This window comes from Ruegeria sp. B10 (assembly GCF_056539825.1).
Genome location: NZ_JBQFVP010000001.1, coordinates 379799 through 403329, shown reverse-complemented (window position 1 = coordinate 403329; position 23531 = coordinate 379799). Strand labels below are relative to the sequence as shown.

Here is a 23531-nt window from a genome sequence, read left to right as displayed (position 1 = left end):
CAGTGATTTTTTGCCTCCGGCTGGGATATTTCCAGCCAGGTGAAGGATCAAGCGCTTTGTGCCATCTTCTGCGCGAGTTTCAGCGCTTCGATCAGGCTGGTTGGGTTGGCGATGCCTTGCCCTGCGATGTCCAGAGCAGTGCCGTGATCGGGCGAAGTGCGGATGAAAGGCAAGCCCAGGGTGACATTCACGCCCCGGTCAAAATCCAGCGTTTTAATCGGGATCAGGGCCTGATCGTGATACATCGCGATTGCTGCATCATAGCGGCTGCGCGCGGCAGCGTGGAACATCGTGTCGGCGGGATGTGGGCCGGTCACGCTGTAGCCCTCGGGCTGCAGGTTCGCTAGCATCGGGGCGATCCAGTCCAGTTCCTCGGTTCCCATCTTGCCGCCTTCGCCCGCATGGGGGTTCAGGCCAGCCACTGCGATGCGCGGGGCCTCAATGCCGAATTGGGAGCGTAGGCCGGTGGCGGTGATCTCGATCGTGTCGTGCAGCAGGGCCGGGGTCAGCTCTTGCGGGACACAGGAGAGGGGGATGTGAATGGTCGCGGGCACGACGCGCAACTGATCGCTGGCCAGCATCATCACCACCCGTTCACGGCCCGCCAGCGCCGCAAGAAATTCGGTATGGCCGGGGTAAGAGAAACCCGCCCCGTCGATGAGCGCCTTTTTGTGGATCGGAGCCGTACACAGGGCCGAGGCCGCGCCGGATTGCACAAGGGAAACGCCCTGTTCGATGGCGTCAATAACCGACGGCGCATTTTCCGGGTCGGGTTGGCCGGGCTTGTTGGGGGCTGGGAAGTTCAGTTGCAAAACCGGCAGCGCCGTTTGGGAAACCGAGTTGGCCTCGGCCGGGTCGCTGATCTGTTGGGCCGGTTTGTCTGCGGGGAGGTGCGCGGCGTCGCCGATATAGAAAAAGGGACAGGTGTCGCGCAATTCCGCCCACGCTTTTGCGGCGATCTCGGGACCTATGCCGGCCGGATCGCCGCAGCTGAGCGCAATCGGCGCGCTCATTGTTCGATGATGCTGGCGTCGGCGCGCAATTGTTCCAACAGGCTGTCAGCAAAGGCTTGCAGGCGCTGTTGCGTCAGCGCATTCGCGACGTCCGCGCGCGAGGTATTTTCGCCCAGATTGCGGGTGCGATTGCACAGCATCAGGAACATCAGTGTTTGGCCGTTGTTGCGTGTCAGCGTGGTCGAGACGTCGTTCGGGTCCAGCTTTGCCAGCTCGACCGCGATGTCGCGCGGGATCTCAGAAGGGGCAGCGTCGACACGCTCCAGCACCTCGGTCGGTTGCTCCTGCGCGATACCGTAAAGGTCATCACAGGTGTCGATTTCTTCGCGCAGTTTCGCGGCGGCGGCCAGTGTTTCGGCGCTACGGCCGCCGGCCATGTAGTAGATGGCGTAGTCGATTTTGGAATAGGAGGGCGTGCCGGTTGAAACTTCGCGCAGGCCACGCATCTGGAACAGAGCGATGGCGTTGGGCAGAGCGATCGGGCTGGTGATCTCACCATTCTTCAAGCCCAGAACCACGGGCTGCAGCGCTGGGGGCAGGCCGGACAGGTTCAGCCAGTCGAGGCGGCCGCCATTGCTGCGGGTTTCTGCAGCCGAGTATTGCGCCGCCGCTGCCGAAAACGCGTCAAACCCTTCGAGATTGGCGATTTCTTCAGCGAGAAGCTCGGTCTGGGCGAGGGTCTGTTGGTTTACAGGAATGATGATTTCGGACAGCAGAACCTGAAGCCCACCACCGCCGCCCTGACCCAGAGCGCGATTGATCTCTTCCTCGGAAGGGTTGGCCTGAGACAGAAAACGCGCGCTGATATAGTTGCGCCATGTTAGCTGATCGGCGACAAAGTCGCGGACCGTTTCGGGGTCTACGCCCTCATTGGCCAGCAATTGCAGGAACTGCTCGGTGCTGAGGCGCCCTCGGGCCGCAAATTCATCGACGCCGGCCTGAATCGCCTCTGGCGGGACCTCGATCCCGGCTTCTCGCACCGCTTGTTTGCGCAAGCGGTCATCAATCAGTGCTTGCCGGACTTCGGCCTCGGACCCGCCAGAGATACCGAGTGCGTTTATGAATTGCTGACGTTGCTCCAACTCATACCAAGTGACCACGTCCTGATTGACCCGGATCGCTGGCGAAAACAGGCTTTGCGCAAACGTATGGGGCGCGGTGAAGGTCAGAATCGTAGCGGCCAGGGCCGGAAGCACCAGCCGGATCGAAGCGAAACGAAGAAACCGTGAGAAAGTTGATATCAACTGCATGTTCTCTTGTAAGTGTTACCAGCGCCTTCGAGGGCGTATCCTGTCAACGATACGGTAAAGCCGAATTCGGTCGAAGGCTCAATAGTTGATGTTGAAGTAAAGCGCCGCCTTACGGACATGTTAACCCGAACGCATTCATTCTGGTAGGTCACGCCGAGGCCCAGGCGAATGGGTTCGGATTCGTTGAGATCATAGCGGGCCTCGGCCCTGGTCAGCCAGTTCTGGTCGACCTGATAGCGCCCGCGCAGCCAGATCTCAGAGACCTCCTCTTCGATGTTTTCAGCCGGGTCGGGTTCCAGCCAAATATAGCTGCCAGTGAAGGCTGAACCTTCTTTCGCCCACTCTCCACGCAGCTCGGCCTTGGCAAAGCTCAGGTCACCGTTGATGATTCCGCGACCGGCCAAAGACCAGCCATTGGCAGTTTTGAGCTGACCGGCCAGCAGGATATCGGACGATGTGCCCTGCAGTCCCGAAGTCAGAGTGAAATCCGGATCGGCATCCGTACGAAAGACTTGGCCCACCGTGGCAAGCGCCTGCCAGCCTCCGCGACCATAGCGCGCCCAGTTGACGCCGACAGCGGCGGTTGCGCCATCCTCGCGGCGATCCTCTGCCGGAAAGCGCGACAGAGACAGTAGGTTGCCCTCGTCGAATTCCTGAAACGTGCTTTCGTCGATCGGCACGTCATTGTCGGAAACATTGGTCCAGCCGAACTGAACGATGGGTTCCAGAAACTGCGTCGCCCCGGATTTTTCGCGGCGTGTCATCGGATAGCGCAAGGTCAGAGCGGCGCGAGGGGTTGTCCGGGTGGCCTGCGTGGGGAAATTGCTGTCGTGGCGGATGTTGAACGCGTCAATGGAGGCACCGAACAACGCATCAGCCCGCAATCCGGTGGCAAAGGTCCAACTTCGAAGCCATTCGGCATCAAATGTTGTGCGCGCCACGTCGCGTCCGACCACGTCCTCATCGCTGGTGCGCTCATGCGCGTGGGCGATGACGTTTATCCGAACCTCTCCGCCGACGGAGGTTGGGAAATAGCGCTTTTGGAAGTTCAGATCGAAAATGCGCGAGGGGATTTCATCCTGATCTTCGCTGTCACGCAGGGTCTTGTAGTGGATGAAGCTGGTCCGGAACGCCGTGTCGCGCTTGATCCGTTCCAGCGCGACTTCGCTGCGGAGGCGGTCCAAATCGGGCAGACCGTAATCGGCCAGATAGGAATCATCCGAGGTCGTCTGCAGATCGAAAGTAAAGCGATAGTCGTTTTTAAAGTCGAACCAGCCTTCGGCGAACAGATAACCGCGATCCTGATCCGGTTGTATGTCGTCCCGGGTCTGCGCGCCGTTGATCTCGATCCGACCATTCACGAAAGCCTGTCGATAGCGATAGCCAAGCGTCGTGGTTTTGGACGAGAGATAGGGCGTCAGGGTCAGGTCCTTATGGTCGCCAATTTTAAAGAAATACGGCACCTGCACCCCGGTTCCAAGCTGCGAAGTGGTGCGAATGGACGGTACCAGAAAACCGGTTGCACGCTCCAGCGTCGGGTCGGGCAGGCGCAGATAGGGGAAGTAGAAAACGGGAACGTCCAACACCCGCAATTGTGCCCCCTCAAAGTAAAGCTGCCGCTCTAACGAGTCATGCGTGACCTTGCGCGCCCTGATCTGCCAAATCGGCGGGCTCCCATCGGTGCAAACGTGGCACGAAGTTGCAGCGATCTTGCTGAATTGCGTATAGCGCCCTCCGGCGCGGCGGGCCTGAACGGATGCGATTTGCACCTGCTGCTCGAACACCATCCGCGCGCCCACCAGCAGGCCATTCTGAAGCCCGTTGTCCAGCTGCGCCGACTCCGCCAGTACAGTCGTTTGCCCACCCTGATCAATGCGGACGGGGCCATCCAACGTCAGCTCTCCGGTTTCGCGATCATAGACGATGCGATTGGCGCTGAGTTTGACGTTGCCCTGAAACGCCTCGACATTGCCTTCGGCCACAAGTTTGCGTTCAGGCGTGATAAAGATCTTATCGGCCACAAGCAACGCCGGTTCTTCCTCTTGGGCCGGGCTTTGGGTGACAGTCGGGTCGAACAGATTCTGCGCGGCCAGGCCAAGGGGCAGGGTCAGGGCCAGCAGGCTGGTCGCTGCAAACGGCAGAAAACGTCGCATCAGCCGTCCTCCGCATGCAGCAACAGGCCAAGCGAGAGTAGGATCGCCGCAAAGGGCGGTGCCCAGGCGGCGACGTAGATCGGAAGCTGGCCGTTTTCGCCCAGAATCTGCGCGAAGTTGCGCACGAAATAGATCGCAAAGCCCAGCAGAACAGCCGTCAGCACCGCCACACCGGTTCCACCAAAGCGCACATGGCGCATGGTGAAGGCGGCTCCGATCAGGACCATGGCGACCAGAAACAGCGGCCGGGCAAGTTGGACATGCAACCAGACCTCATATTGCTTGGTCGAAAACCCCGCCTCACCCAAATCACGGATCAGCTTGGGCAGATCATAGACCGAGACCGAGTCCTGCTTACCCAGCGTGTCCAGAATGCGTTCCCGCGTTAGTGTGGTCGGCAGCTCAAGACGTTCATGCGAAACAGCGTTTGTTTCAGGGTTGAGGTCGTCCCGCAGCGGCCAGAGTTTGGCGTCGGTCAAAACCCAGGTTCCGTTGGTTAGCTCCGCGCGTTCGGCCACGATCTGCTGGTTTGGCTTTCCGCCGCCCGAAAAGGTGATGATGGTCACATCGTCAAGACCCAGAGTATCCCCGTTCGATGTACCCCTGGCGTGGATCACGGATTGGCCATTGTCCGAGCTTTGACGCAACCACAGCCCCTCGCGGCTGATCGACAGGGCAGAGCTGCCATCGTCGCGATAGGCATCCGATAGACGCTCGAACTCTTCCGAGGTGGCAGCGGAGATCGGGTTCAGCAAAGCAACGGCCAGAATGCCAATCATCAGGGCCAGTGTGACGGGGGCCACCAGTGCCCGCAGGCCCGAGCGTCCGGTGGCGCGGGTCACCACCAGTTCCGAGGTGCGCGCCAGCCCAACGAACAGCGCGATGGTGGACAGAATAATTAGCAGGGGCAGCATCTCGCTGATCGCGGCAGGGGTGTTCAGCAGTGTCAGACCCAGCAGTTGGCCGACAGACAGGTCATAGTCGTCAAAGCGGCGCAGCTGTTCGATCAGGTCGATCAGAATCATCAGGGTCAGAAAGATGCCGCCGATGACCACAAAGCTTTGAAGAAAGCGGCGCGCGAAATAGCGGTCGAGGATCACGGAAAGACCCTCTCAGGGCTTGAAACGCAGGGGTTCACGCCCGGATCGCCATTGCATGTCATCATGCGCGACAGCGAATGCCTGCCGTTTGGTGCCACTTAGATCTCCCCCGAGCCTGCCGTTTATTTTTGCAGGACCTTAATGCAAATGGCGGGCGGGGAAAACTGCTATCTGGTCAAGCCGCGCAGCGCGGGCTAGGTCTTGGGGAACAGATTTTGAGGAGTTTGCTATGAGCAGTCTGGTACCAATCCGTTTTGAGGCTTTTGACGTGGATGCCATGGCGCAGGCGGAAGGGCGCGTGGCAATCATCATTCCCGCCGATGGCAAGATGAGCCCCGCCGTGAGACGTGCCAACAAACTGACCCGTGGAGCGGTTGCTCGGTTGGTGGAAAGCGATCGGTTCGAAAAGGTGAAAACCGGGGATGTGATCTCGCTGGCCTGGCCGGCTGGTATGGCCGCGCAAGCGTTGGATATCTTGGTCCTGCCGCGCCGCCCCGAAGCGGATGAGGCGCGCAAAGCGGGCGCGGCATTGGCAAAACTGGCCGGTGGCAAAGACCTGTTGGTGATGGCGGGCAATCAGGTGCGCGTGGAAGATCTGGCGATGGGTATCGCTTTGCGCAGCTACGATTTCGACGTCCACAAGACCAAGGATAGCGATGCGACAGGTTCGGTCACGATCAGCCACAGCAAGCATGGCGAGGCCGAGGCGGTCTTTGCCCCAATGTATGCGGTTGCCGATGGTGTTCGGATGACCCGCGACTTGACGAATGAGCCTGCAAACATCCTGACCACCACCGAATTCGCCGATCGTCTGGACGAGATGAAATCGCTCGGCCTCCAGGTCGAGGTGCTGGAGGAAGACAAGCTGGCCGAAATGGGCATGCGCACATTGTTGAGCGTGGGGCAGGGCTCAGCCAGCCCGTCGAAAGTTGTGGTGATGCAGTGGAACGGGGGCGACAAGGATGATGCGCCGCTTGCTCTGGTCGGCAAAGGCGTTGTGTTCGACACCGGAGGGATCTCGCTGAAACCGGCGGGTGGCATGGAAGACATGACCATGGACATGGGCGGCGCAGGCGTTGTGGCCGGCACCATGCGCGCGCTGGCCAAGCGCAAGGCCAAGGCCAATGTGGTCGGTCTTGTGGGGTTGGTCGAGAACATGCCCTCGGGCAATGCAACCCGTCCGGGCGACGTGGTGAAATCAATGAAGGGCGACACGGTCGAGATCATCAACACAGACGCTGAGGGTCGTTTGGTTCTGTGCGACGTGATGTGGTACGCGCAGGAGAGGTTCTCTCCGGTCGGTATGATCGATCTGGCGACCCTGACCGGGGCGGTCATCATCGGACTTGGTCATGAGAATGCGGGTGTGTTTTCGAACAATGACACCTTCTGCGATGCCTTCCTGAAATCGGCCAAGGCTGAGGACGAAGGCGCATGGCGGCTGCCCTTGGGCGCGGCTTATGACAAGCAGCTGAAATCGCGAATCGCCGATATGAAAAACGTGGGCGGACGGCCTGCAGGCTCGATCACCGCGGCGCAGTTCCTGCAACGCTTCGTCAAGGAAGAGACGCCTTGGATTCACCTCGATATCGCTGGTGTCGCCTCGGTCGCGGCTGAGACGTCTTATGCCCCCAAAGGCGCTACGGGCTGGGGCGTGCGCGCGCTGAGCCGCTTTGTGCAGGACAATTTCGAGTAAACCCATGGGGGCCGTCTATTTCTATCACCTGACCCGTCAGCCGCTGGAGCATACTTTGCCGGTCCTGCTGGATAAGGCGCGTCAGGCCGGATGGAAGATTGCCGTGCGGGGGACTGATCCTGCGCGGCTGGACTGGTTGGATGAAAAACTGTGGTTGGGACCCGAGGATGGGTTCCTGCCGCATGGACGGGCCGGTGGGCCGCATGATGCGATACAACCGATCCTGCTGACCTCGGACATGCAGGCCGCAAATGATGCCAGCTGCGTGATGGCGGTGGACGGGGCCGCGGTTGACCCGGATGAGGTCGCCGCATTGGACCGGGTCTGCATTCTGTTCGACGGCAATGACATGGAGGCCGTTCAACATGCGCGCGGCCAATGGAAAGCGCTGACTGGCGCGGGATGTTCAGCGCAATACTGGTCCGAGGAATCGGGCCGTTGGGAAAAGAAAGCCGAAGCCTAGCGCGCGGCTGTTGCGGAAATCAGGAGAGCGACAAATGGAAATGAAGCCTTTGGGCCGCACCGGGATTATGGTGTCTGATCTGTGTCTTGGGACGATGACATTCGGATCGCAAACCTCGGAAGCAGAGGCGCATACGCAGATGGACGTGGCGCTGGCAGCCGGGATCAATTTTGTCGATGCCGCCGAGATGTACCCGGTCAATCCGGTCGCCAAAGAGACGATTGGCCGGACCGAGGAAATCCTTGGCAACTGGAATGCGGCCAACGCCGCGCGCCGGGGCGACTATGTTCTGGCCACCAAGCATTCCGGTGAGGGGCTTCGCTTTGTCCGTGATGGCGCGCCGATCACCGCTCAGACGATCCCCGAGGCCATCGAGGGCTCGCTGAAGCGTTTGAAGACCGACTATATCGACCTTTATCAGTTTCACTGGCCCAATCGCGGCAGCTATATGTTCCGGCAGAACTGGACGTTCTCCCCGAAGGGGCACAACACCGATGAAGTGCTGGAGAATATGCAGGAGTGTCTGGAGGCGCTTCAGGTTCAGGTCGACAAGGGCAATATCCGGGCTTTTGGTCTGTCCAACGAAAGTGCCTGGGGTACGGCGCAATGGCTGCGCTTGTCCGAGCAGATGGGCGCCCCACGGGTGGCGTCGGTTCAGAATGAATACTCGCTGCTGTGCCGACTGTTTGACACGGACATGGCCGAGTTGAGCGTTCATGAAGATGTGGGGCTGATGGCGTTCTCGCCTTTGGGAACTGGGTTGCTGACCGGTAAATATCAGGGCGGAGCCATTCCCGAAGCCTCACGCATGTCACTGACGCCTGAACTGGGGGGGCGCAAGTCCGAGCGGGTTTTCGATGCCGTTGACGTCTATTTGCAGATCGCTGCGCGGCATGGGCTGGACCCGACGCTCATGGCGCTGGCTTGGTGCCGGACCCGCCCGTTCATGATGTCCGCCATCTTTGGCGCAACGACAGTGGCGCAGTTGGAGCATATCCTGTCTGGTATCGACCTGCGCTTGTCCGATGAGGTTCTGTCCGAGATCGAGGCGGCGCACAAAGCGCATCCGATGCCGTATTAAAGCGTTTCGGGTTTCACCTGAATCAATAAGTGACACGAATGTCCTGAGAATGCTGAAAGCGTGGCAGGGTATTCGTGTCGCAGGTTTAACCCGAAGCGATCTAGGGGGCGCTGCCCCCGCCGCGCGTGCCGCGCGCCTCCCCCGAGGTATTTCTGGCCAGATGAAGCGGATCCGGTCAGTGATGGGTGGGGTGTGCGCTGTCTTGTCTGAGGTCACGGGCCGACAACCCGTGAGCTGTGCGGAAGGCGCGGGCGAAGCTGGATTGCGAGGTGAAGCCGGTGGCTTGGGCCACGTCCATCAGCGACATGTCGGTATCTGTCACCAGTCGGCGGGCCTCGGCCATGCGGAGCTGCAGGTAGTGGTCCTGCGGCGTGGTGTTCAGGCGCAGGCGGAACTGCTGCTGCAGGGTGCGGGGGCTGGTGCCCAGCCGGTCGGCGATATGGGCTAGCGGCAGCGGATCGTCTAGCGCGGCCTCCATCAGGCTATTGGCTTTGGAGGTCAGAGCAGAGTGGTGGTTCGCCTTGGGGGCGTGTGTTTTGGTTTGGGCCGGAGCGCCTTCGTACAGGAACTGGTTTGAGACACGTGCGGCAAAACCCGCACCATGGCGCGCGGCGACGATGTGCAGCATCATCTCGATCGCGGGAACAGCTCCGCCCGAGGTCAGACGGTTTTCGGAGATTGCGAAGCGGTTTGCCTGAACATCGACCTTGAAAAAGCGGCTCGCGAAACTGTCAAGATCGTCCCAATGGGTGGTCGCGGTGTGACCATCGAGCAGACCAGCCTCGGCCAGTAGCCAGGGCCCTCCGTCTATGCCGGCCATTGCGGCACCCGTGGCCGCGATGCGCCGCAATCCCGCGAGCAGGCTGGGGGTCGCTTGGCGGGCCATTTGAAATCCGGCAACCACAATCATCAGGTCGCAGCTTTGCAGACGGGCCAGCGGAATGCCGGGAACGGTGAGCGCGCTGGTCAGCATAACCGGCTCGTCTGTCGGAGTCACATAGTCCCAATCAAAGGCCGGGCGATCGGCCAGACGATTGGCGGCGCGCATCGGGTCCACGGCCGAGGCGAAGCTGAGCGTGCTGCATTCATCCAGAACCAACAGAGCCGTTTTCAGGGCGCGATGTTCCGGTTGCAGTATGTTTTTTGCGGATTTCATCAAGTTCGATTCGCATTCTGACAAGTGTTTCCACAAGGCTGCGTCAGAGGCGGTGGTTGCGCAAATCGGAATCCGGGGAGAAGCCTGGGGAAAACTTTGGTCAAAACTGGGTATAACTTGGGGAAAACGTTTTTGCCGTGAAAATGGCAGGTATTCCGCTGTCCAGAGCCCGTCCATCAGAGAGGGCCGGGCACCGTGTTTTGACCTGCTGGCCAGCGTAAACAGCCCGCTGACCGGATGGGCGGAGCGTGTTGTTTTTGATGGTGCGACAAGCGCGTGGAGCTAGGGCGTCAGCCTTGATTCGGGCCTCGGATCTGGCGGATTGTGCGGCGGACGGCCTGCCAGTCTTTGGCCTCTTGCGTGTTTCCGGCGGCCTCACATTCGCGCATCTTCTGAGCGGCTTCTGCCTCTGCCCGGTCGCCGTGCGCGGAATAGAGGGCGCGTGCATATTGAGCGGTTTGTAGTGCGTCCATTCTGATCATCCTCCGTAGAGTGTCTGCGCGTTCGCGGTGTCACTATACTACAGGAAGCGGAAAACCGCACGTTTGAGGCGTCAGCCCTTTGCAATCTCGGCCCGCAACCCGCGCAGGTATTCCGGGAATCGGCGGGCGGTCATTTCAGCCTCGCGAATCAGTGTGTCGAAATGCCGGCTGAACACCTCGATCCGGTCGCGGTCGCGGAAAGCCATATAGTGGCTGCCCGCATAGAAGACGCAAAGAAGCGGGCCGAAGATCGTGACAGGTGCAGAATACAGGCGTTTGGCATCGAACAGATAGATGCGCAGGCGGGGATAGTGCTGCTCGCTGAGGTCCAAAAGGTGGTCGATCTGTTCTAAACGGACTGGCAAAGGCAGCCCCTCGTAGTAGCCGGTGCCGAGTGCGAAGCTTCGGATCTCAAATAGGGGCATGGCGATCTCATAGTCCGACTGGGCGCTGCGCATCCAGGACAGGCGATCCTCGGACGCGCCAATTGCTTGATCTGCTGTGCGGCCCAAATGCGGGGCGTATTCCCATTCGAGGATCGCCCGGGTCTTGAGCATATCGGGCAGGGTGGCGGGGACATAGCGGATTTTGTAGCCTGCAGCCTCTTGATGCCATTGGAAAATACGCTCATCGACAAGGGCGCGGGGGGCCTCGGTCATGGTCAGGGAACTCGCCAGCAGTTCAGCGGCACTTTCGGGACGGTCCGAGAGGCTCAGCAGCCAATCTGCCGAGACGCCCAGAGCAGAGGCGCAACTGCCGACCACATGGGCGTTGGGCAGGCGGGCGCCCTCATCGGTCAGCAGCTGTGATACGGTCGAGCGGTCGACACCGATATGTCGAGCGAGGGCGCTTTGGCTGACACCGGTGTCCTCCATCGCGCGGGAAAGTCGCTGGCGAAATTGCACAGCGCGAAGTCGTTTGTCGATTTTATCTATCATGAGAAGATAAATATCACTTCTGATGATTTTTGTTAATCATATTCAGAATTCCCAACACACCACCCGTTGAGTAACGCTTTTGTGATAACAACAAGAAACGGGGTCCGGAATGGAAACGCGACGAAGATCTGTCGTGAAAGCACTCATTTGGAATGTGATGGGGTTGGTGATGATGACTCTGGTGGGCCTGATCGCCACCGGGTCGGTTGCCTTGGGCGGCGTGGTGGCGCTGGTCAACACCGCTATCGGTCTGACGCTTTATATTGTCTATGAGCGGGTCTGGGCGGGAATCTCATGGGGGCGTCATGGGGAAAGCTGAAACGCCCGAATGGGGCACATTGGCCCTGATCGCCGCATGTTACGCCGCCTGGTTGATTGCCACTTTCTACGTGGCAGGTTGGAGCCTGTGGCTCGCGATCCCGATGATGGGTGCGATTGCCGCCCTTCATTCCTCGTTGACGCATGAGGCGTTGCACGGACATCCGTTTCGCACGAAATGGTTGAACGAGGCGTTGATGGCCCTGCCATTGACCCTGTTCATTCCGTTTAACCGATTTCGTGACCTACACCTTGCGCATCATCAGGATTCGAACCTGACAGATCCCTATGATGACCCCGAAAGCAACTACCATGACCCAAAGGTCTGGGCGCAGCTGTCTGAATGGCAAAAGAGGCTGCTTGCCGCCAACAACACCCTGCTCGGGCGCATGGTGTTGGGGCCTGCGATTGGGCAGGTTATGTTTCTGCGGGATGAATGGAACACCCTGATCCGTGGAGACCGTTCGGTCGCACTTGCATGGGCGCTGCATATCCCCGGAGTTGCGGTGGTTCTGTGGGTCGTCGCGCACTCCACCATGCCGATTTGGGCCTATGTCATGTCGGCTTATATCGGTTTGGGTCTTGTGAAAATCCGCACCTTCCTTGAACACCGCGCGCATGAGAAATCGCGCGCCCGCACAGTGATCGTCGAAGATCGCGGTTTTCTGGCTTTCTTGTTTCTGAACAACAACCTGCACGTGGTTCATCACATGAACCCATCGGCCCCCTGGTATGAACTACCCGCGCTCTATCAATCGGGGAAAGAGCGGTATCAGGATTGCAACGAAGCCTATGTCTACGCATCTTATGCCGAGATCTTCAGGGCGTATTTCTGGCGGGCGAAGGACCCGGTGCCGCATCCGCTCTGGCCAAAACCTTGATTTAAAGACAGAACGGAGTTCATGAGTTTATGGATTCCAATCACCATCGCCGCCGCCGGTTTTCAGACGGTCAGGTTTATGCTGCAAAAATCGCTGAGCAGCGTGAAACTGTCTGCGGCTGGGGCGACCTTTGCGCGCTTTGCCTATTCTTTGCCTCTGGCCTTGGTGGGGCTGGTCGTCGCGATTCAGGTCACCGGGTTGGGACTGCCCGAGTTGTCCGCGCGGTTCTGGGTATTTGCAGTGATTGGCGGCACCTCCCAGATTTTGGCGACGATCTGTGTCGTCGCCCTGTTCAAGCAGCGCAACTTTGCCGTCGGCATCACGTTCAAGAAAACCGAAGTCATCCAGACCGCGATCGTTGGATTTGTGGTGCTGGGCGATCAGGTCTCGACCGGGGCGTTGGGTGCGATCGTCGTGGGGCTGCTGGCGGTGCTGCTTTTGTCCAAAACCCCCGGAGGGGACGGGGCGTGGTGGCAGAATCTGACCAATCGCGCCTCGCGGCTTGGGCTAGGCTCGGGGGTGTTATTCGCCTTCTCCTCGGTCAGCTATCGCGGTGCCTCGCTTGAGCTGGGCGATATCGAAGCGTGGTTTCGCGCTTTGGTCACGCTGGCTGCAGTGGTCACGTTTCAATTCGTCAGCATGGGGATCTGGCTGTTGTGGCGCGACCGGGCCGAGTTGCGTGCGGTGTGGAACACGCGCCGAACCGGCGTGTTCGTTGGCCTGACTAGCCTGTGCGGATCCTTCTGCTGGTTCTTCGCCTTCACCCTGCAGAATGCGGCCTATGTCAAAGCATTAGGGCAGGTTGAGCTATTGCTCAGCCTGCTTGCCTCGACCTTGTTTTTCCGTGAGATAATCACCCGGCGCGAGATCGCCGGGATGCTGTTGCTGGGCGCGTCGATACTGGCGCTGGTACTGTCAATCTAAGCGTCTGAGTGGTTAGCCCGCGCGACGTTCATCAAAGCTGAGGGCAATGAAGCTGGGCAGATGATCGCCCATGCCGACAACGGCCGGGCCATGATCGTCCTTGCGGCCACGACCACGACCTTTGGGTTCGCGGGGCTCGCGCTCTTTCTTGCCTTCGCTACGCTTGCCTTCCGCTGCTTTTGCGGGTTTCTCGGCCTTCGGTTTCTCGGGCTTGGGTTCTTCCTTGACCGGGTTGTCGAGGCGCGGAATTTCCTTCTGGATCAGCTTTTCAATCGCATCCAGAGCCTTTTCGTCACGACCTGAACAGATCGTCACGGCCTTGCCTTCGCGTCCTGCACGGCCCGTACGGCCGATGCGGTGAACATAGTCCTCGGCATGGCCGGGCACGTCGAAGTTGAACACATGGCTAACTGACGGGATATCGAGACCACGTGCCGCCACGTCCGAGGCGACCAGAAGGCGCAGCGAGCCATCGCGGAACCCGTCCAGCGTTTTCATCCGCTGCGACTGGTCCAGATCGCCATGGATCGCGGCAGCGTCATAGCCGTATTTCTTCAGGGATTTCGCGCAGATATCCACATCCGTCTTGCGATTGCAGAAGATGATCGCGTTGGTGCATTTGTCACCTTCGGCGTCGATCAGCGCGCGCAGAACCTTGCGTTTACCGCTGGCTTCACGATCCCGGCGACCGCCTTTAAACATCACCACGCCTTGTTCAATCGTCTCGGACGCGGTGGCCTGACGGGCGACCTCAATCCGGGCGGGCGCGGACAGGAAGGTGTCGGTGATACGCTCAATCTCCGAGGCCATGGTGGCCGAGAAGAACAGCGTCTGACGCGTGAAGGGAGTTAGCGAGAAGATGCGTTCGATATCGGGGATGAAGCCCATATCCAGCATCCGGTCGGCCTCATCCACAACCATGATCTGCACGCCGGTCAGCAGCAGCTTGCCGCGTTCGAAATGGTCCAGCAAACGGCCCGGAGTGGCGATCAGAACGTCTACGCCGCGGTCGATCAGGGCCTCTTGCTCTTTGAAGCTGACACCGCCGATCAGCAGCGCTTTGGTCAGTTTCAGGTGTTTGGAATAGGTGTCGAAATTCTCGGCGACCTGCGCGGCCAATTCCCGTGTCGGGCATAGCACCAGCGAACGCGGCATCCGCGCACGGGCGCGGCCACGGGCCAGCAGGGTGATCATCGGTAGCGTGAAGCTAGCGGTTTTCCCGGTGCCGGTCTGGGCGATGCCCAATACGTCTCGCCCTTCCAGCGCGGGTGGAATCGCACCTTCTTGAATCGGAGTGGGGGTTTCGTATCCGGCTTCCTCAATGGCTTTGAGGACCTTCGGGTTCAGGTTCAGTTCGGTAAACTTTGTCATATATGTCCGATTATTGCGGACACTTGACCTGGCCCGCGCGTCTGCGTCATGCCGGGTCAATCTGACCATGCGCACCATGCGCGTTTCGGCTTGAGGCGGGACATAACAAAAACGTGGGGCGGGGTCAAATGAACTGAAATCCCGACGGGATCAATCGGCTGGAAATGGCATTTTTTGCAACAATTCAGCAGCTTCTGGGGAAGTGTTTCGCCACTTTTTCATCCAGATGCAACGGGCGGAGCCGGATCTGATCATGTGCCTCAAGACGAGCACGGACGTCCGGGTCAGCGGCGCTGAGTTCATCGTAAAACGCACGCAGCCCTTTCAGACCGTGCGCAGACTCGATCTGGCTGAACAGCTCGTTCTTGTTCACACCGCCTTGATCGCGGGGCAGGTTCGGGGACATGCCGGGTTTGTAGGAGCCGCGCTCCATCCGGAAACGGTAATGTTTGAACCAATGCTCCCAACTCGGCGCGTGATGGTGGCACAACTCCAGCCCCGGTAGTTCGAATTTGCAGGGCAGGAGGGTCTTGTCCTGAAACAGGTTGTGGATGCGAAAACTTAGCTTTTTCAGACCCGTGCGCACGATCAATTTGCCCTGCACATGGCTGAGGAACCCTCCCAGCACATGGGCGCCATAAGTGGGATAAAGCGCCTGCACCAAAGCCTCGCGGTCCGGGCTTTTGGGGATATGCGCTTTGTACAGGTCCTCGGCCCCGGCAATGGCCTCGATCGGCCGGACCCGAACGGCGGGGATATCTGCGGGCACGGTATCCAGTAGCTGCGGGATTGGGGCGTCCGCCCACAGGAACTCATCCACATCGATATGGGCCAGCCAATCCAGATCGGTTTTGCGATAGGTATAGCTGGCATGAGTGGATTGGCGCACCTGATGCTTGCCCGGGCGCGTCCTGTTGCGGTCACGCCAAAAAGCATCATCGCAGAGTGTCACCTGCACCTTCGGATGCTGCTCCAAATGGTGCTGCGCCTCGGGGTTGGGCTCATCCAGATAGAGGTACAGCCGGTCGGCCCCCATATCCAGGTGGTGGGCCGCAAACCGCAGGATATCCTGCGCGGGCCCTCGCACCATCGAGACAACACCCCATGTGGTCATCGGCGCTGCATCCGTGCGAGACGGCGTTCGCGCATCTTTTTCAGGCGACGAAAGACGGTTCCGGGGTCTTTGTTCAGCTCGGTCATCAGGTGATCCGCCAGCGGCGCTATAGTCGGATCGGTCAGTGCCTTGGTCCAGATCGGTGCGATCAGCGACACGGCCAGCCCGCCGCGCTCCAATGAGAAAGACTGCATCTGCAACGGCAGTGGAGCGGTGCTTTTGCCGCGAAACCAATGGGTTTCCTCGGGTCCACGTTTGGAGAACAACCGCTCGAACTCATAAAGCTTCATCAGCCCGAACAGCATGCGTAGCGCCTGACCGACCTCGCGTTGCGTCGGGGTGTCGCCGTGATCGGCAAAGGTCTGCACCGACGAGACGAGCCAGCGCAGATCGAGCGCTTCCAGCAGATGCGGGGATTGCTCGGCCCAAAGCCGCCGAAACAAAGCGGGCGTGTGACGCGGGTAAGAGCGTTTGCGCAGATTGGCGATCAACTGGGCGTTCAGGAAAGCCAGTTCCGAATTGCCCACGAACTCGGTGGCGATCTTGGCGCGCTTCTGGTCCCACGCGGTGGCATCGTCGCTTTCAGGGGCGAAGGTCGCGCGTTCCGGCACGATCTGCTGCGCCATTGCGTCCAGATCAATGTTCAGATCGGGCAGGGGGCGGGTGCCGAACACAAAAGGCGCGCGCCTGTTTTCCAGGATCTCCAGCATGTCGGGCAGGCCGCCGGGAAAGGTCAGGTCGTCATCGCTCATGCGGGCAGAATTGCACAGCCGGGATTGGCTGTGCAATCAGGCAGTTGGATCACACCATCATCTCTTTGGTGGCTGTCAGGTTCAGCGCCGGATAGTCCCGCACGACCCGGTCGATATCCCATTGCAGGCGGGTCAGATAGACAATGTCGCCGTCATGGTCATGAGCGATGTGCTGCTTGTTGGCGTTGACGAATTTCTCAACCTCGGACTTCTCACCACTCACCCAACGGGCCGAGGTGAACTGAGACGCCTCAAACCGAACCGGCAGGCCGTATTCCATTTCGATCCGGCTGGCGAGCACTTCGAATTGCAACGCGCCGACGACGCCCACGATAAAGCCCGAGCCGATCGAGGGTTTGAACACTTTGGCCGCGCCTTCTTCGGCAAACTGCATGAGCGCCTTTTCCAGATGCTTGGCCTTCATCGGATCGCCCGGACGGACGGTCTGCAGCAGTTCCGGTGCAAAGGACGGGATGCCGGTCACGCGGATCGCTTCGCCCTCGGTAAGCGTATCGCCAATGCGCAGCTGCCCGTGGTTTGGGATACCGATGATGTCTCCGGCCCAGGCTTCCTCTGCCAGTTCCCGGTCCGAGGCTAGAAACAGAACAGGGTTCGAGATCGCCATAGGCTTTTTCGACCGCACATGGGTCAGCTTCATACCGCGTTTGAAATGCCCCGAGGCCATACGCACAAAGGCCACCCGGTCGCGGTGCTTGGGGTCCATATTGGCCTGCACCTTGAAGACAAACCCGGCGACCTTCTTTTCATCCGGGGAAATCTGACGCGGTTCTGCCGATTGGATCTGCGGCTGCGGGCCATAGGCGCCGATCCCCTCCATCAGCTCTTTCACGCCGAACGAGTTGATCGCTGAGCCAAACCAGATCGGGGTCATGTGCCCTTCCAGAACCGCTTGCGGATCGAGGGCAGGCAGCAATTCACGCGCCATCTCGACTTCTTCCAGCAGCTTCTCCAGCAGATGTTCGGGCACGTGTTCGGCCAGTTTGGGATCGTCCAAACCGTCGATCTGGATGCTCTCGGCCACTTTGTTACGGTCGGCGCGGTCCATCAGTTCCAGCCGGTCGCGCAGCATGTCGTAACAGCCGATGAAATCGCGACCCACACCAATTGGCCAAGCTGCTGGTGTGACGTCGATGGCCAGCATCTCTTGAATTTCGTCGATGATCTCGAACGTATCGCGGCTTTCGCGGTCCATCTTGTTACAGAAGGTCAGGATCGGCAGATCGCGCAGGCGACAGACCTCGAACAGCTTCTGCGTCTGGCTTTCGACACCTTTCGCTCCGTCGATCACCATCACAGCCGCATCCACCGCAGTCAACGTGCGATAGGTGTCTTCCGAGAAATCGCTGTGGCCAGGGGTGTCGACAAGGTTGAACCGGAAATCCCCATAGTCGAACGACATCGCCGAGGCGGATACCGAGATACCCCGATCCTTCTCCATCTGCATGAAGTCAGACCGCGTGCGCCGCGCCTCACCCTTCGCGCGCACCTGACCAGCCATCTGGATCGCACCCCCATAAAGGAGGAACTTCTCGGTCAGCGTCGTTTTCCCCGCATCCGGGTGCGAGATGATGGCGAATGTCCGACGACGAGCGATCTCGGGCGGCAATACGGGTTGGTTCGAGGCGGTATCAAGCATGAGCGCGCGTATAGGCGGGGAAACCCGCCGAAGCAAGACAAACGGACTGGTTCGAATCGGCAAGCTGTGGCAAAGAGAACATATAGTGAACAAATTATGGGAGTGAACCAATGGAATTGAAAGAGATTGCGAACGAGCTTGTAGCTGGTTGCCGTGAAAACAGGACCGCTGAGAATTTGGGTAAACTCTATGCCGCGGATGCTGTCTCGGCCGAGGCGGTGGATGACGTTGGCATGGGGCGTGAGGTTCAGGGTCTGGAAGCCATTCGTGGCAAACATGAATGGTGGGACAGCGCGACAGAGGTCAGCCATGTCTCGGTCAGTGATCCGATGCTGCATGGCGACGACCGCTTTGCCGTGATTTTCGAGATCAAGGGCAAGTTCATAGAAAGCGGCGAGAATTTCGATATGAGCGAAGTGGGTGTCTACCACGTGGCCGATGGCAAAATTGTGAGGGAAGAGTTCTTCTACTAAGCCCTGTTGAATTCTGGTCTTCTCTGTCTGGCTGGTGCTAGACATGCGGGCAACAACAGATAGAGGGGATCAGAATGGATCTTGGAATTCGCGGCAAGCGTGCGTTGGTTTGTGCCAGCAGCAAAGGGCTTGGACTGGGCTGTGCCGAGGCGTTGGCTGAAGCAGGTGTTGATCTGGTGATGAATGCGCGCGGTGCTGAGGCACTTGAAGCTGAAGCGGCGCGGTTGCGTGCGGACCATGGCGTCGCGGTTGAGACGGTGGCCTGTGATGTGACCTCAACCGAAGGTCAGGCACAGGTAATTGAGGCCGCGCAGAGTGTTGATATTCTAGTCACAAATGCGGGCGGGCCGCCTCCGGGTTTGTGGTCGGACTGGGATCGTGAGGATTTCATCAAGGCACTGGATTCCAACATGCTGACGCCGATCGCTTTCATGAAAGCGCTGCTGCCTGGGATGACGGAAAAAGGTTGGGGGCGGGTGGTGAATATCACCTCGCAATCCGTGCGCGCGCCGATCCCGGCTCTGGGGTTGTCGAATGCGGCGCGCACCGGGCTGACCGGTTACGTGGCCGGAACGGCGCGTCAGGTCGCCCCGCAAGGTGTGACGATCAACAACCTGCTTCCGGGAATTCATGACACCGACCGCGCCTTGTCGCTGGATACCGGTGTGTCCAATCAACAGGGCATTTCTCTGGATGAGGCCCGCGCGGCCCGGTCCGCCACGATCCCGGCGCGTCGCTACGGCACGCGTCGAGAGTTCGGCGCAGCCTGCGCTTTCCTGTGTTCTCAACATGCGGGCTTTATCGTTGGGCAGAACATACTGCTGGATGGCGGCGCAACCAATTTGACGATGTAGGAATGGCACAGAATTTCTCTCTGAAGGACCAATTGTTCAACATGGAAAAGACCCGCTACCTAGCGGGTTTATTCCAGACGGCGGACCCGGACTTCGACGCCGATGCGTTCGAAGCGCAGGTCATGTCGCGCCTGTTGGATCTGGAGCTGAAAGAGAGAATGACCTGGATCGCCGATTGCCTGCAGCAGTCCTATCCGGGCAATTTGCCAGCGGTCGCGCCGTTGATCCTGCGCGCCTTACCGCCGCCATTGGATCCCAGCAAGACAGATGACGATTTTGGCGATTTCATCTTTGCGCCGCTTGGGGATTGGGTTGTCGCCGTTGGAGCCGAGCATCCAGAGCTGGCGTTGGACTTGCTGGAGGAACTCACACAGCGTTTTTCGATGGAATGGGCGATCCGTCCGTTCCTGAACAGCCACCCCGATCTGGTCTTGGCGCGGATGCAGCGTTGGAGCAAGCACGACAGCTATCATGTGCGCCGTCTGGTCAGCGAGGGCACACGGCCCCGCCTGCCATGGGGGCAGGCGGTTGGTCTCGCGGTGACCGACCCCTTGCCTTTGCTGGATCGTCTGCATCGGGACACAACACGCTATGTAACGCGCTCGGTTGCGAACCATCTGAACGATATCACCAAAAAGGACCCCGATCTGGTTCTGGACTGCCTGCAGCGCTGGCGCGAGGCAGGTGAGCAGGACGAGGCAGAGTTGGAGTGGATGATCTCTCACACCCTGCGTGGGCTTGTGAAGGCGGGGCATCCGGGGGCGATGAAGATGCTGGGCTATGACCCGGACGCGGATGTCATTGCAGACATTTCGCTGGACGGCGAGGCCCGGATCAATGACGCTTTGGCGTTCACGGTCGAGTTGCAAGGGTCTTCTGACCAACCTGTTCTGGTGGATTATATCATTCACTTTCAACGCCCTAACGGAAAAACTTCAGCCAAGGTTCACAAGCTGAAACAGGCCGCGCTGAAGAACGGCGCGTTGCGTCTGGACAAACGCCACAAGCTCAAAGGCAATGCGACCACGTTCAAACTGGTGCCGGGTGCGCATCGGCTTGAGGTTCAGGTGAACGGAAAAATCCGCGCCGGTGTCGATTTCGAGCTGCTTGCGGAATAGCTGATCCCTTGCGCCGGATGGGCGGGGTTGCTATCCCCGCTCAAGCCCGATGGAATTGATCGGGAAAGGCAACAGGACTCATCTGTGACAGGCAACACACCTCCTCCTCGTTTGGAAATTCGCAATATGATCCGCCGGTTCGAAGGCCGGGTTGTGGTGGATGACGTCTCGCTGACGGTCGAGGCCGGGCGGGTGACCTGCCTGCTTGGGCCGTCCGGCTGCGGCAAATCCACAACCTTGCGGATGATCGCCGGGGTCGAGATGCAGGACTCGGGCGAGATCTATGTAGATGGCAAGCTGATCTGCGATACGGTGTTCCGCGTTCCGCCTGAACGCCGCGAGATTGGGTTGATGTTTCAGGACTTTGCCCTGTTCCCGCATCTCAGCGTGGCCGACAACGTGAGTTTCGGCCTGAAAGGCAGTAAGGATCAAAAACGCGCCCGGGTTGAGGAACTGCTGACCAAAGTCGATCTGATGCGGTTCATTGACGGGTTCCCGCATCAACTGTCCGGTGGAGAACAGCAGAGGGTGGCTTTGGCGCGCGCTCTGGCACCGCGCCCCCGGATCATGTTGATGGACGAGCCGTTCTCGGGCCTAGACAACCGTCTGCGCGACGGTATCCGGGACGAAACGCTGGCGATCCTGAAAGAGGAAGACGCGGCCGTTCTGCTGGTCACCCATGAGCCGGAAGAGGCCATGCGCATGGCCGATGAGATCGCCTTGATGCGGGGCGGCAAGATCGTGCAACAAGGCGCGCCGTACAATGTCTACACACGGCCAGCGGACAAAGCAGCTGTCGCATTCTTCAGTGATGTCAACGTGTTGCAGGCGCAAGTGAATGGTGCCTTGGCCGAGACCCCGTTCGGACAATTCCTGGCGCCGGGCTTTCCAGACGGTACCGATGTCGAGATCGTTTTCCGCCCCCAACACCTCCGGCTGGATTTCGACCGAAACGGCAAAGGGCCTTTGCCCACGGCCACAGACGGCGTCGCAGCGCGCGGAGTGGTTGAGCGGGCTCGGTTCCTGGGCAATGAAAGCCTGGTCGAGTTTCGGATGGACTACGACGGCTCGATCCTCAAGGCGACCGTTCCAAACGTGTTTGTCCCCGCGCCTGGGCGGGTGATGTGGCTGACCATCCGACGCGACCGCTGTTTCGTTTTCCCTAGATAGAGCGCAATTTACCCGCAAGTGGTGCGCGAAAGCCGCAGATTGCGGGCCTGCATTGCTTGCCGCAACGCGGGGTCGGGTCTATCAAGGGCGAAACGCGGGGGTGGGACGGTCATGCGTATTCTGATTACCAATGATGACGGCATCAATGCGCCGGGGCTGATCACGCTTCAGGCGATTGCAAAGGATCTGTCCGGACCTGACGGTGAGGTCTGGGTCGTGGCCCCAGCATTCGAGCAATCGGGTGTCGGCCACTGCATAAGCTACACCCATCCCATGATGGTCGCCAAACTGGATGAGCGGCGATTTGCGGCCGAGGGCTCTCCGGCGGATTGTGTTTTGGCGGGCCTGCATGACGTGATGAAGGATTGCCCGCCCGATTTGGTGTTATCTGGCGTGAACCGGGGTAACAACTCGGCGGAAAATACGCTCTATTCCGGGACCATTGGCGGCGCGATGGAGGCTGCTTTGCAGGGCGTGCCGGCCATTGCCCTGTCGCAGTATTTCGGCCCGCGCAATCTGGGGCTCGAGGATCCGTTCGAGGCCGCCAGTCGCTTTGGCGCTGATCTGGTACGCCGCATTCTGGACGCGACCCCTGCAGAGCAAGGCGACTACCGCCTGTTCTACAATGTTAACTTCCCACCCGTTCCCGCAGATGAGGTTCTGGGCACCCGCGTTGCCCCGCAAGGGTTCCGCCGCGATACGCATTTCTCGGTTGAGCCACACAGCTCGCCCTCGGGGCGGCGGTTTCTGTGGATCAAGGGCGGATACCAGCACAACCCGACCGCGCCCGGCACAGACGCGGCGGTCAATCTGGAAGGCTATATCTCGGTCACGCCGATGCGGGCGGATCTGACCGCGCATGACACGCTAGAGGCATTGAAGTCGATCGAATGAGTGGATTGGACCCGGAAACCGTCATGCAGTTCCTGTTCGCCCTGCGCAAACGGGGCGTGACCGATGCGCGTGTCCTCGCCGCGATGGAGGCGGTCGACCGGGGGCGCTTCGTCACCGGCCTGTTCGCCGACCGCGCCTATGAGGATATGCCGCTGCCCATCGCCTGCGGTCAGACGATCAGCCAGCCCTCGGTGGTGGGGTTGATGACACAGGCGCTGGATGTGCGTCCGCGTGACACTGTTCTCGAGATCGGGACAGGGTCGGGGTATCAGGCGGTGATCCTGGCGAAACTGGCGCGTCGCGTATACACGGTTGAACGGCACAGGCGGCTGGTCAGCGAGACCGGCAAGTTGTTTGCCGAACTGGGGCTGACCAATGTCACATCGATGCTGTCGGATGGCTCGTTCGGTTTGCCGGAACAGGCACCCTTTGATCGAATCATCGTGACCGCGGCGGCTGAGGACCCGCCAGGCCCGCTCTTGGCGCAGCTGAAAATCGGGGGTATCATGGTGCTACCCGTCGGGCAGTCGGATGCGGTGCAGCAGTTGATCAAGGTGACGCGCACCGAGACCGGTCTGGACTATGATGAATTGACGTCAGTTCGGTTCGTGCCGCTGCTTGAAGGGCTAGGCAAGGACGAGACGTAACAGGTTTTTTGGAATGGATCGCCGGA

Annotated in this window: 23 protein-coding genes; 12 read left to right on the top strand and 11 right to left on the bottom strand. The window is 59.7% G+C overall.

Going from position 1 to position 23531, the window contains the following annotated elements; genetic code table 11:
• Nucleotides 1-47: 47 nt before the first annotated feature.
• The 4 genes from pdxA to lptG are packed head-to-tail and all read right to left on the bottom strand — an operon-like array spanning nucleotide 48 to nucleotide 5516.
• The gene (gene pdxA, locus ACR0J4_RS02035) at nucleotides 48-1013 is read right to left on the bottom strand and encodes a 4-hydroxythreonine-4-phosphate dehydrogenase PdxA (protein WP_170641906.1); all 966 of its coding nucleotides are present in this window, start codon (nucleotides 1011-1013) and stop codon (nucleotides 48-50) included.
• Nucleotides 1010-2263, bottom strand: a complete 1254-nt coding sequence (locus ACR0J4_RS02030; protein WP_170466536.1) for a peptidylprolyl isomerase — start codon at nucleotides 2261-2263, stop codon at nucleotides 1010-1012. The genes pdxA and ACR0J4_RS02030 overlap by 4 nt, the downstream gene beginning before the upstream one ends.
• Nucleotides 2254-4416, bottom strand: a complete 2163-nt coding sequence (locus tag ACR0J4_RS02025; RefSeq protein ID WP_170548277.1) for an LPS assembly protein LptD — start codon at nucleotides 4414-4416, stop codon at nucleotides 2254-2256. The genes ACR0J4_RS02030 and ACR0J4_RS02025 overlap by 10 nt, the downstream gene beginning before the upstream one ends.
• On the bottom strand, nucleotides 4416-5516 hold the full coding sequence (lptG, locus tag ACR0J4_RS02020; RefSeq protein ID WP_170641904.1) for an LPS export ABC transporter permease LptG: 1101 nt from the start codon (nucleotides 5514-5516) through the stop codon (nucleotides 4416-4418). Before lptG ends, ACR0J4_RS02025 begins: the two co-directional genes overlap by 1 nt.
• Nucleotides 5517-5745: 229 nt before the next feature.
• Between lptG and ACR0J4_RS02015 the strand changes: the two genes are divergently transcribed.
• From ACR0J4_RS02015 to ACR0J4_RS02005, 3 genes are read left to right on the top strand one after another with little or no spacing between them, the layout of a single operon-like run.
• Complete coding sequence (locus tag ACR0J4_RS02015; RefSeq protein WP_170548280.1) at nucleotides 5746-7212, top strand: leucyl aminopeptidase; 1467 nt, start codon at nucleotides 5746-5748, stop codon at nucleotides 7210-7212.
• Between the two features lie 4 nt (nucleotides 7213-7216).
• Nucleotides 7217-7675 carry a DNA polymerase III subunit chi gene (locus ACR0J4_RS02010; RefSeq protein WP_170548283.1) on the top strand — a complete coding sequence of 153 codons (459 nt, stop codon included), beginning with the start codon at nucleotides 7217-7219 and terminating at the stop codon, nucleotides 7673-7675.
• 34 nt (nucleotides 7676-7709) lie between these two features.
• Nucleotides 7710-8756 (top strand): aldo/keto reductase, encoded by a 1047-nt coding sequence (locus tag ACR0J4_RS02005; RefSeq protein WP_170641902.1) that lies wholly within the window; start codon nucleotides 7710-7712, stop codon nucleotides 8754-8756.
• Nucleotides 8757-8931: 175 nt separating this feature from the next.
• Here ACR0J4_RS02005 and ACR0J4_RS02000 read toward each other — a convergent pair whose 3' ends face one another.
• From ACR0J4_RS02000 to ACR0J4_RS01990, 3 genes are all read right to left on the bottom strand, one after another.
• Nucleotides 8932-9912 carry a GlxA family transcriptional regulator gene (locus ACR0J4_RS02000; RefSeq protein ID WP_170548287.1) on the bottom strand — a complete coding sequence of 327 codons (981 nt, stop codon included), beginning with the start codon at nucleotides 9910-9912 and terminating at the stop codon, nucleotides 8932-8934.
• 290 nt (nucleotides 9913-10202) lie between these two features.
• Nucleotides 10203-10385 carry a hypothetical protein gene (locus tag ACR0J4_RS01995; RefSeq protein WP_170373905.1) on the bottom strand — a complete coding sequence of 61 codons (183 nt, stop codon included), beginning with the start codon at nucleotides 10383-10385 and terminating at the stop codon, nucleotides 10203-10205.
• A gap of 80 nt (nucleotides 10386-10465) precedes the next feature.
• The gene (locus ACR0J4_RS01990; protein WP_170641900.1) at nucleotides 10466-11332 is read right to left on the bottom strand and encodes a helix-turn-helix domain-containing protein; all 867 of its coding nucleotides are present in this window, start codon (nucleotides 11330-11332) and stop codon (nucleotides 10466-10468) included.
• Between the two features lie 109 nt (nucleotides 11333-11441).
• Here ACR0J4_RS01990 and ACR0J4_RS01985 point away from each other — a divergent pair, with 109 nt between their 5' ends.
• From ACR0J4_RS01985 to ACR0J4_RS01975, 3 genes are read left to right on the top strand one after another with little or no spacing between them, the layout of a single operon-like run.
• Nucleotides 11442-11651: a DUF2061 domain-containing protein gene (locus ACR0J4_RS01985; RefSeq protein ID WP_170373903.1), complete on the top strand. Its 210-nt coding sequence runs from the start codon at nucleotides 11442-11444 to the stop codon at nucleotides 11649-11651.
• Nucleotides 11638-12531: a fatty acid desaturase gene (locus ACR0J4_RS01980; RefSeq protein WP_170641898.1), complete on the top strand. Its 894-nt coding sequence runs from the start codon at nucleotides 11638-11640 to the stop codon at nucleotides 12529-12531. Before ACR0J4_RS01985 ends, ACR0J4_RS01980 begins: the two co-directional genes overlap by 14 nt.
• Before the next feature lie 21 nt (nucleotides 12532-12552).
• Nucleotides 12553-13455 (top strand): EamA family transporter, encoded by a 903-nt coding sequence (locus ACR0J4_RS01975; RefSeq protein ID WP_170747410.1) that lies wholly within the window; start codon nucleotides 12553-12555, stop codon nucleotides 13453-13455.
• A gap of 12 nt (nucleotides 13456-13467) precedes the next feature.
• Here ACR0J4_RS01975 and ACR0J4_RS01970 read toward each other — a convergent pair whose 3' ends face one another.
• The 4 genes from ACR0J4_RS01970 to ACR0J4_RS01955 form a co-directional block, all read right to left on the bottom strand.
• Nucleotides 13468-14826: a DEAD/DEAH box helicase gene (locus ACR0J4_RS01970; protein ID WP_170641893.1), complete on the bottom strand. Its 1359-nt coding sequence runs from the start codon at nucleotides 14824-14826 to the stop codon at nucleotides 13468-13470.
• A gap of 184 nt (nucleotides 14827-15010) precedes the next feature.
• Nucleotides 15011-15940 carry a glycosyltransferase family 2 protein gene (locus ACR0J4_RS01965; RefSeq protein ID WP_480668279.1) on the bottom strand — a complete coding sequence of 310 codons (930 nt, stop codon included), beginning with the start codon at nucleotides 15938-15940 and terminating at the stop codon, nucleotides 15011-15013.
• Nucleotides 15937-16692: a hypothetical protein gene (locus ACR0J4_RS01960; RefSeq protein ID WP_170641891.1), complete on the bottom strand. Its 756-nt coding sequence runs from the start codon at nucleotides 16690-16692 to the stop codon at nucleotides 15937-15939. Before ACR0J4_RS01960 ends, ACR0J4_RS01965 begins: the two co-directional genes overlap by 4 nt.
• A gap of 49 nt (nucleotides 16693-16741) precedes the next feature.
• Complete coding sequence (locus ACR0J4_RS01955; protein WP_170548300.1) at nucleotides 16742-18349, bottom strand: peptide chain release factor 3; 1608 nt, start codon at nucleotides 18347-18349, stop codon at nucleotides 16742-16744.
• A gap of 110 nt (nucleotides 18350-18459) precedes the next feature.
• Between ACR0J4_RS01955 and ACR0J4_RS01950 the strand changes: the two genes are divergently transcribed.
• The 6 genes from ACR0J4_RS01950 to ACR0J4_RS01925 all read left to right on the top strand — a co-directional run bounded on the left by ACR0J4_RS01950 (nucleotide 18460) and on the right by ACR0J4_RS01925 (nucleotide 23505).
• Complete coding sequence (locus ACR0J4_RS01950; RefSeq protein WP_170548302.1) at nucleotides 18460-18822, top strand: nuclear transport factor 2 family protein; 363 nt, start codon at nucleotides 18460-18462, stop codon at nucleotides 18820-18822.
• Between the two features lie 74 nt (nucleotides 18823-18896).
• Nucleotides 18897-19676 carry an SDR family oxidoreductase gene (locus ACR0J4_RS01945; protein ID WP_170548305.1) on the top strand — a complete coding sequence of 260 codons (780 nt, stop codon included), beginning with the start codon at nucleotides 18897-18899 and terminating at the stop codon, nucleotides 19674-19676.
• A gap of 2 nt (nucleotides 19677-19678) precedes the next feature.
• Nucleotides 19679-20794, top strand: coding sequence for a hypothetical protein (locus ACR0J4_RS01940; RefSeq protein WP_170548308.1), 1116 nt, complete (start codon nucleotides 19679-19681; stop codon nucleotides 20792-20794).
• Nucleotides 20795-20920: 126 nt separating this feature from the next.
• Nucleotides 20921-21964: an ABC transporter ATP-binding protein gene (locus ACR0J4_RS01935; RefSeq protein ID WP_480668277.1), complete on the top strand. Its 1044-nt coding sequence runs from the start codon at nucleotides 20921-20923 to the stop codon at nucleotides 21962-21964.
• Between the two features lie 111 nt (nucleotides 21965-22075).
• A complete protein-coding gene (surE, locus tag ACR0J4_RS01930; protein WP_170548311.1) occupies nucleotides 22076-22858 on the top strand; it encodes a 5'/3'-nucleotidase SurE in 783 nt (260 codons plus the stop codon).
• Nucleotides 22855-23505: a protein-L-isoaspartate(D-aspartate) O-methyltransferase gene (locus ACR0J4_RS01925; RefSeq protein ID WP_170641889.1), complete on the top strand. Its 651-nt coding sequence runs from the start codon at nucleotides 22855-22857 to the stop codon at nucleotides 23503-23505. The genes surE and ACR0J4_RS01925 overlap by 4 nt, the downstream gene beginning before the upstream one ends.
• Nucleotides 23506-23531: the final 26 nt, after the last annotated feature.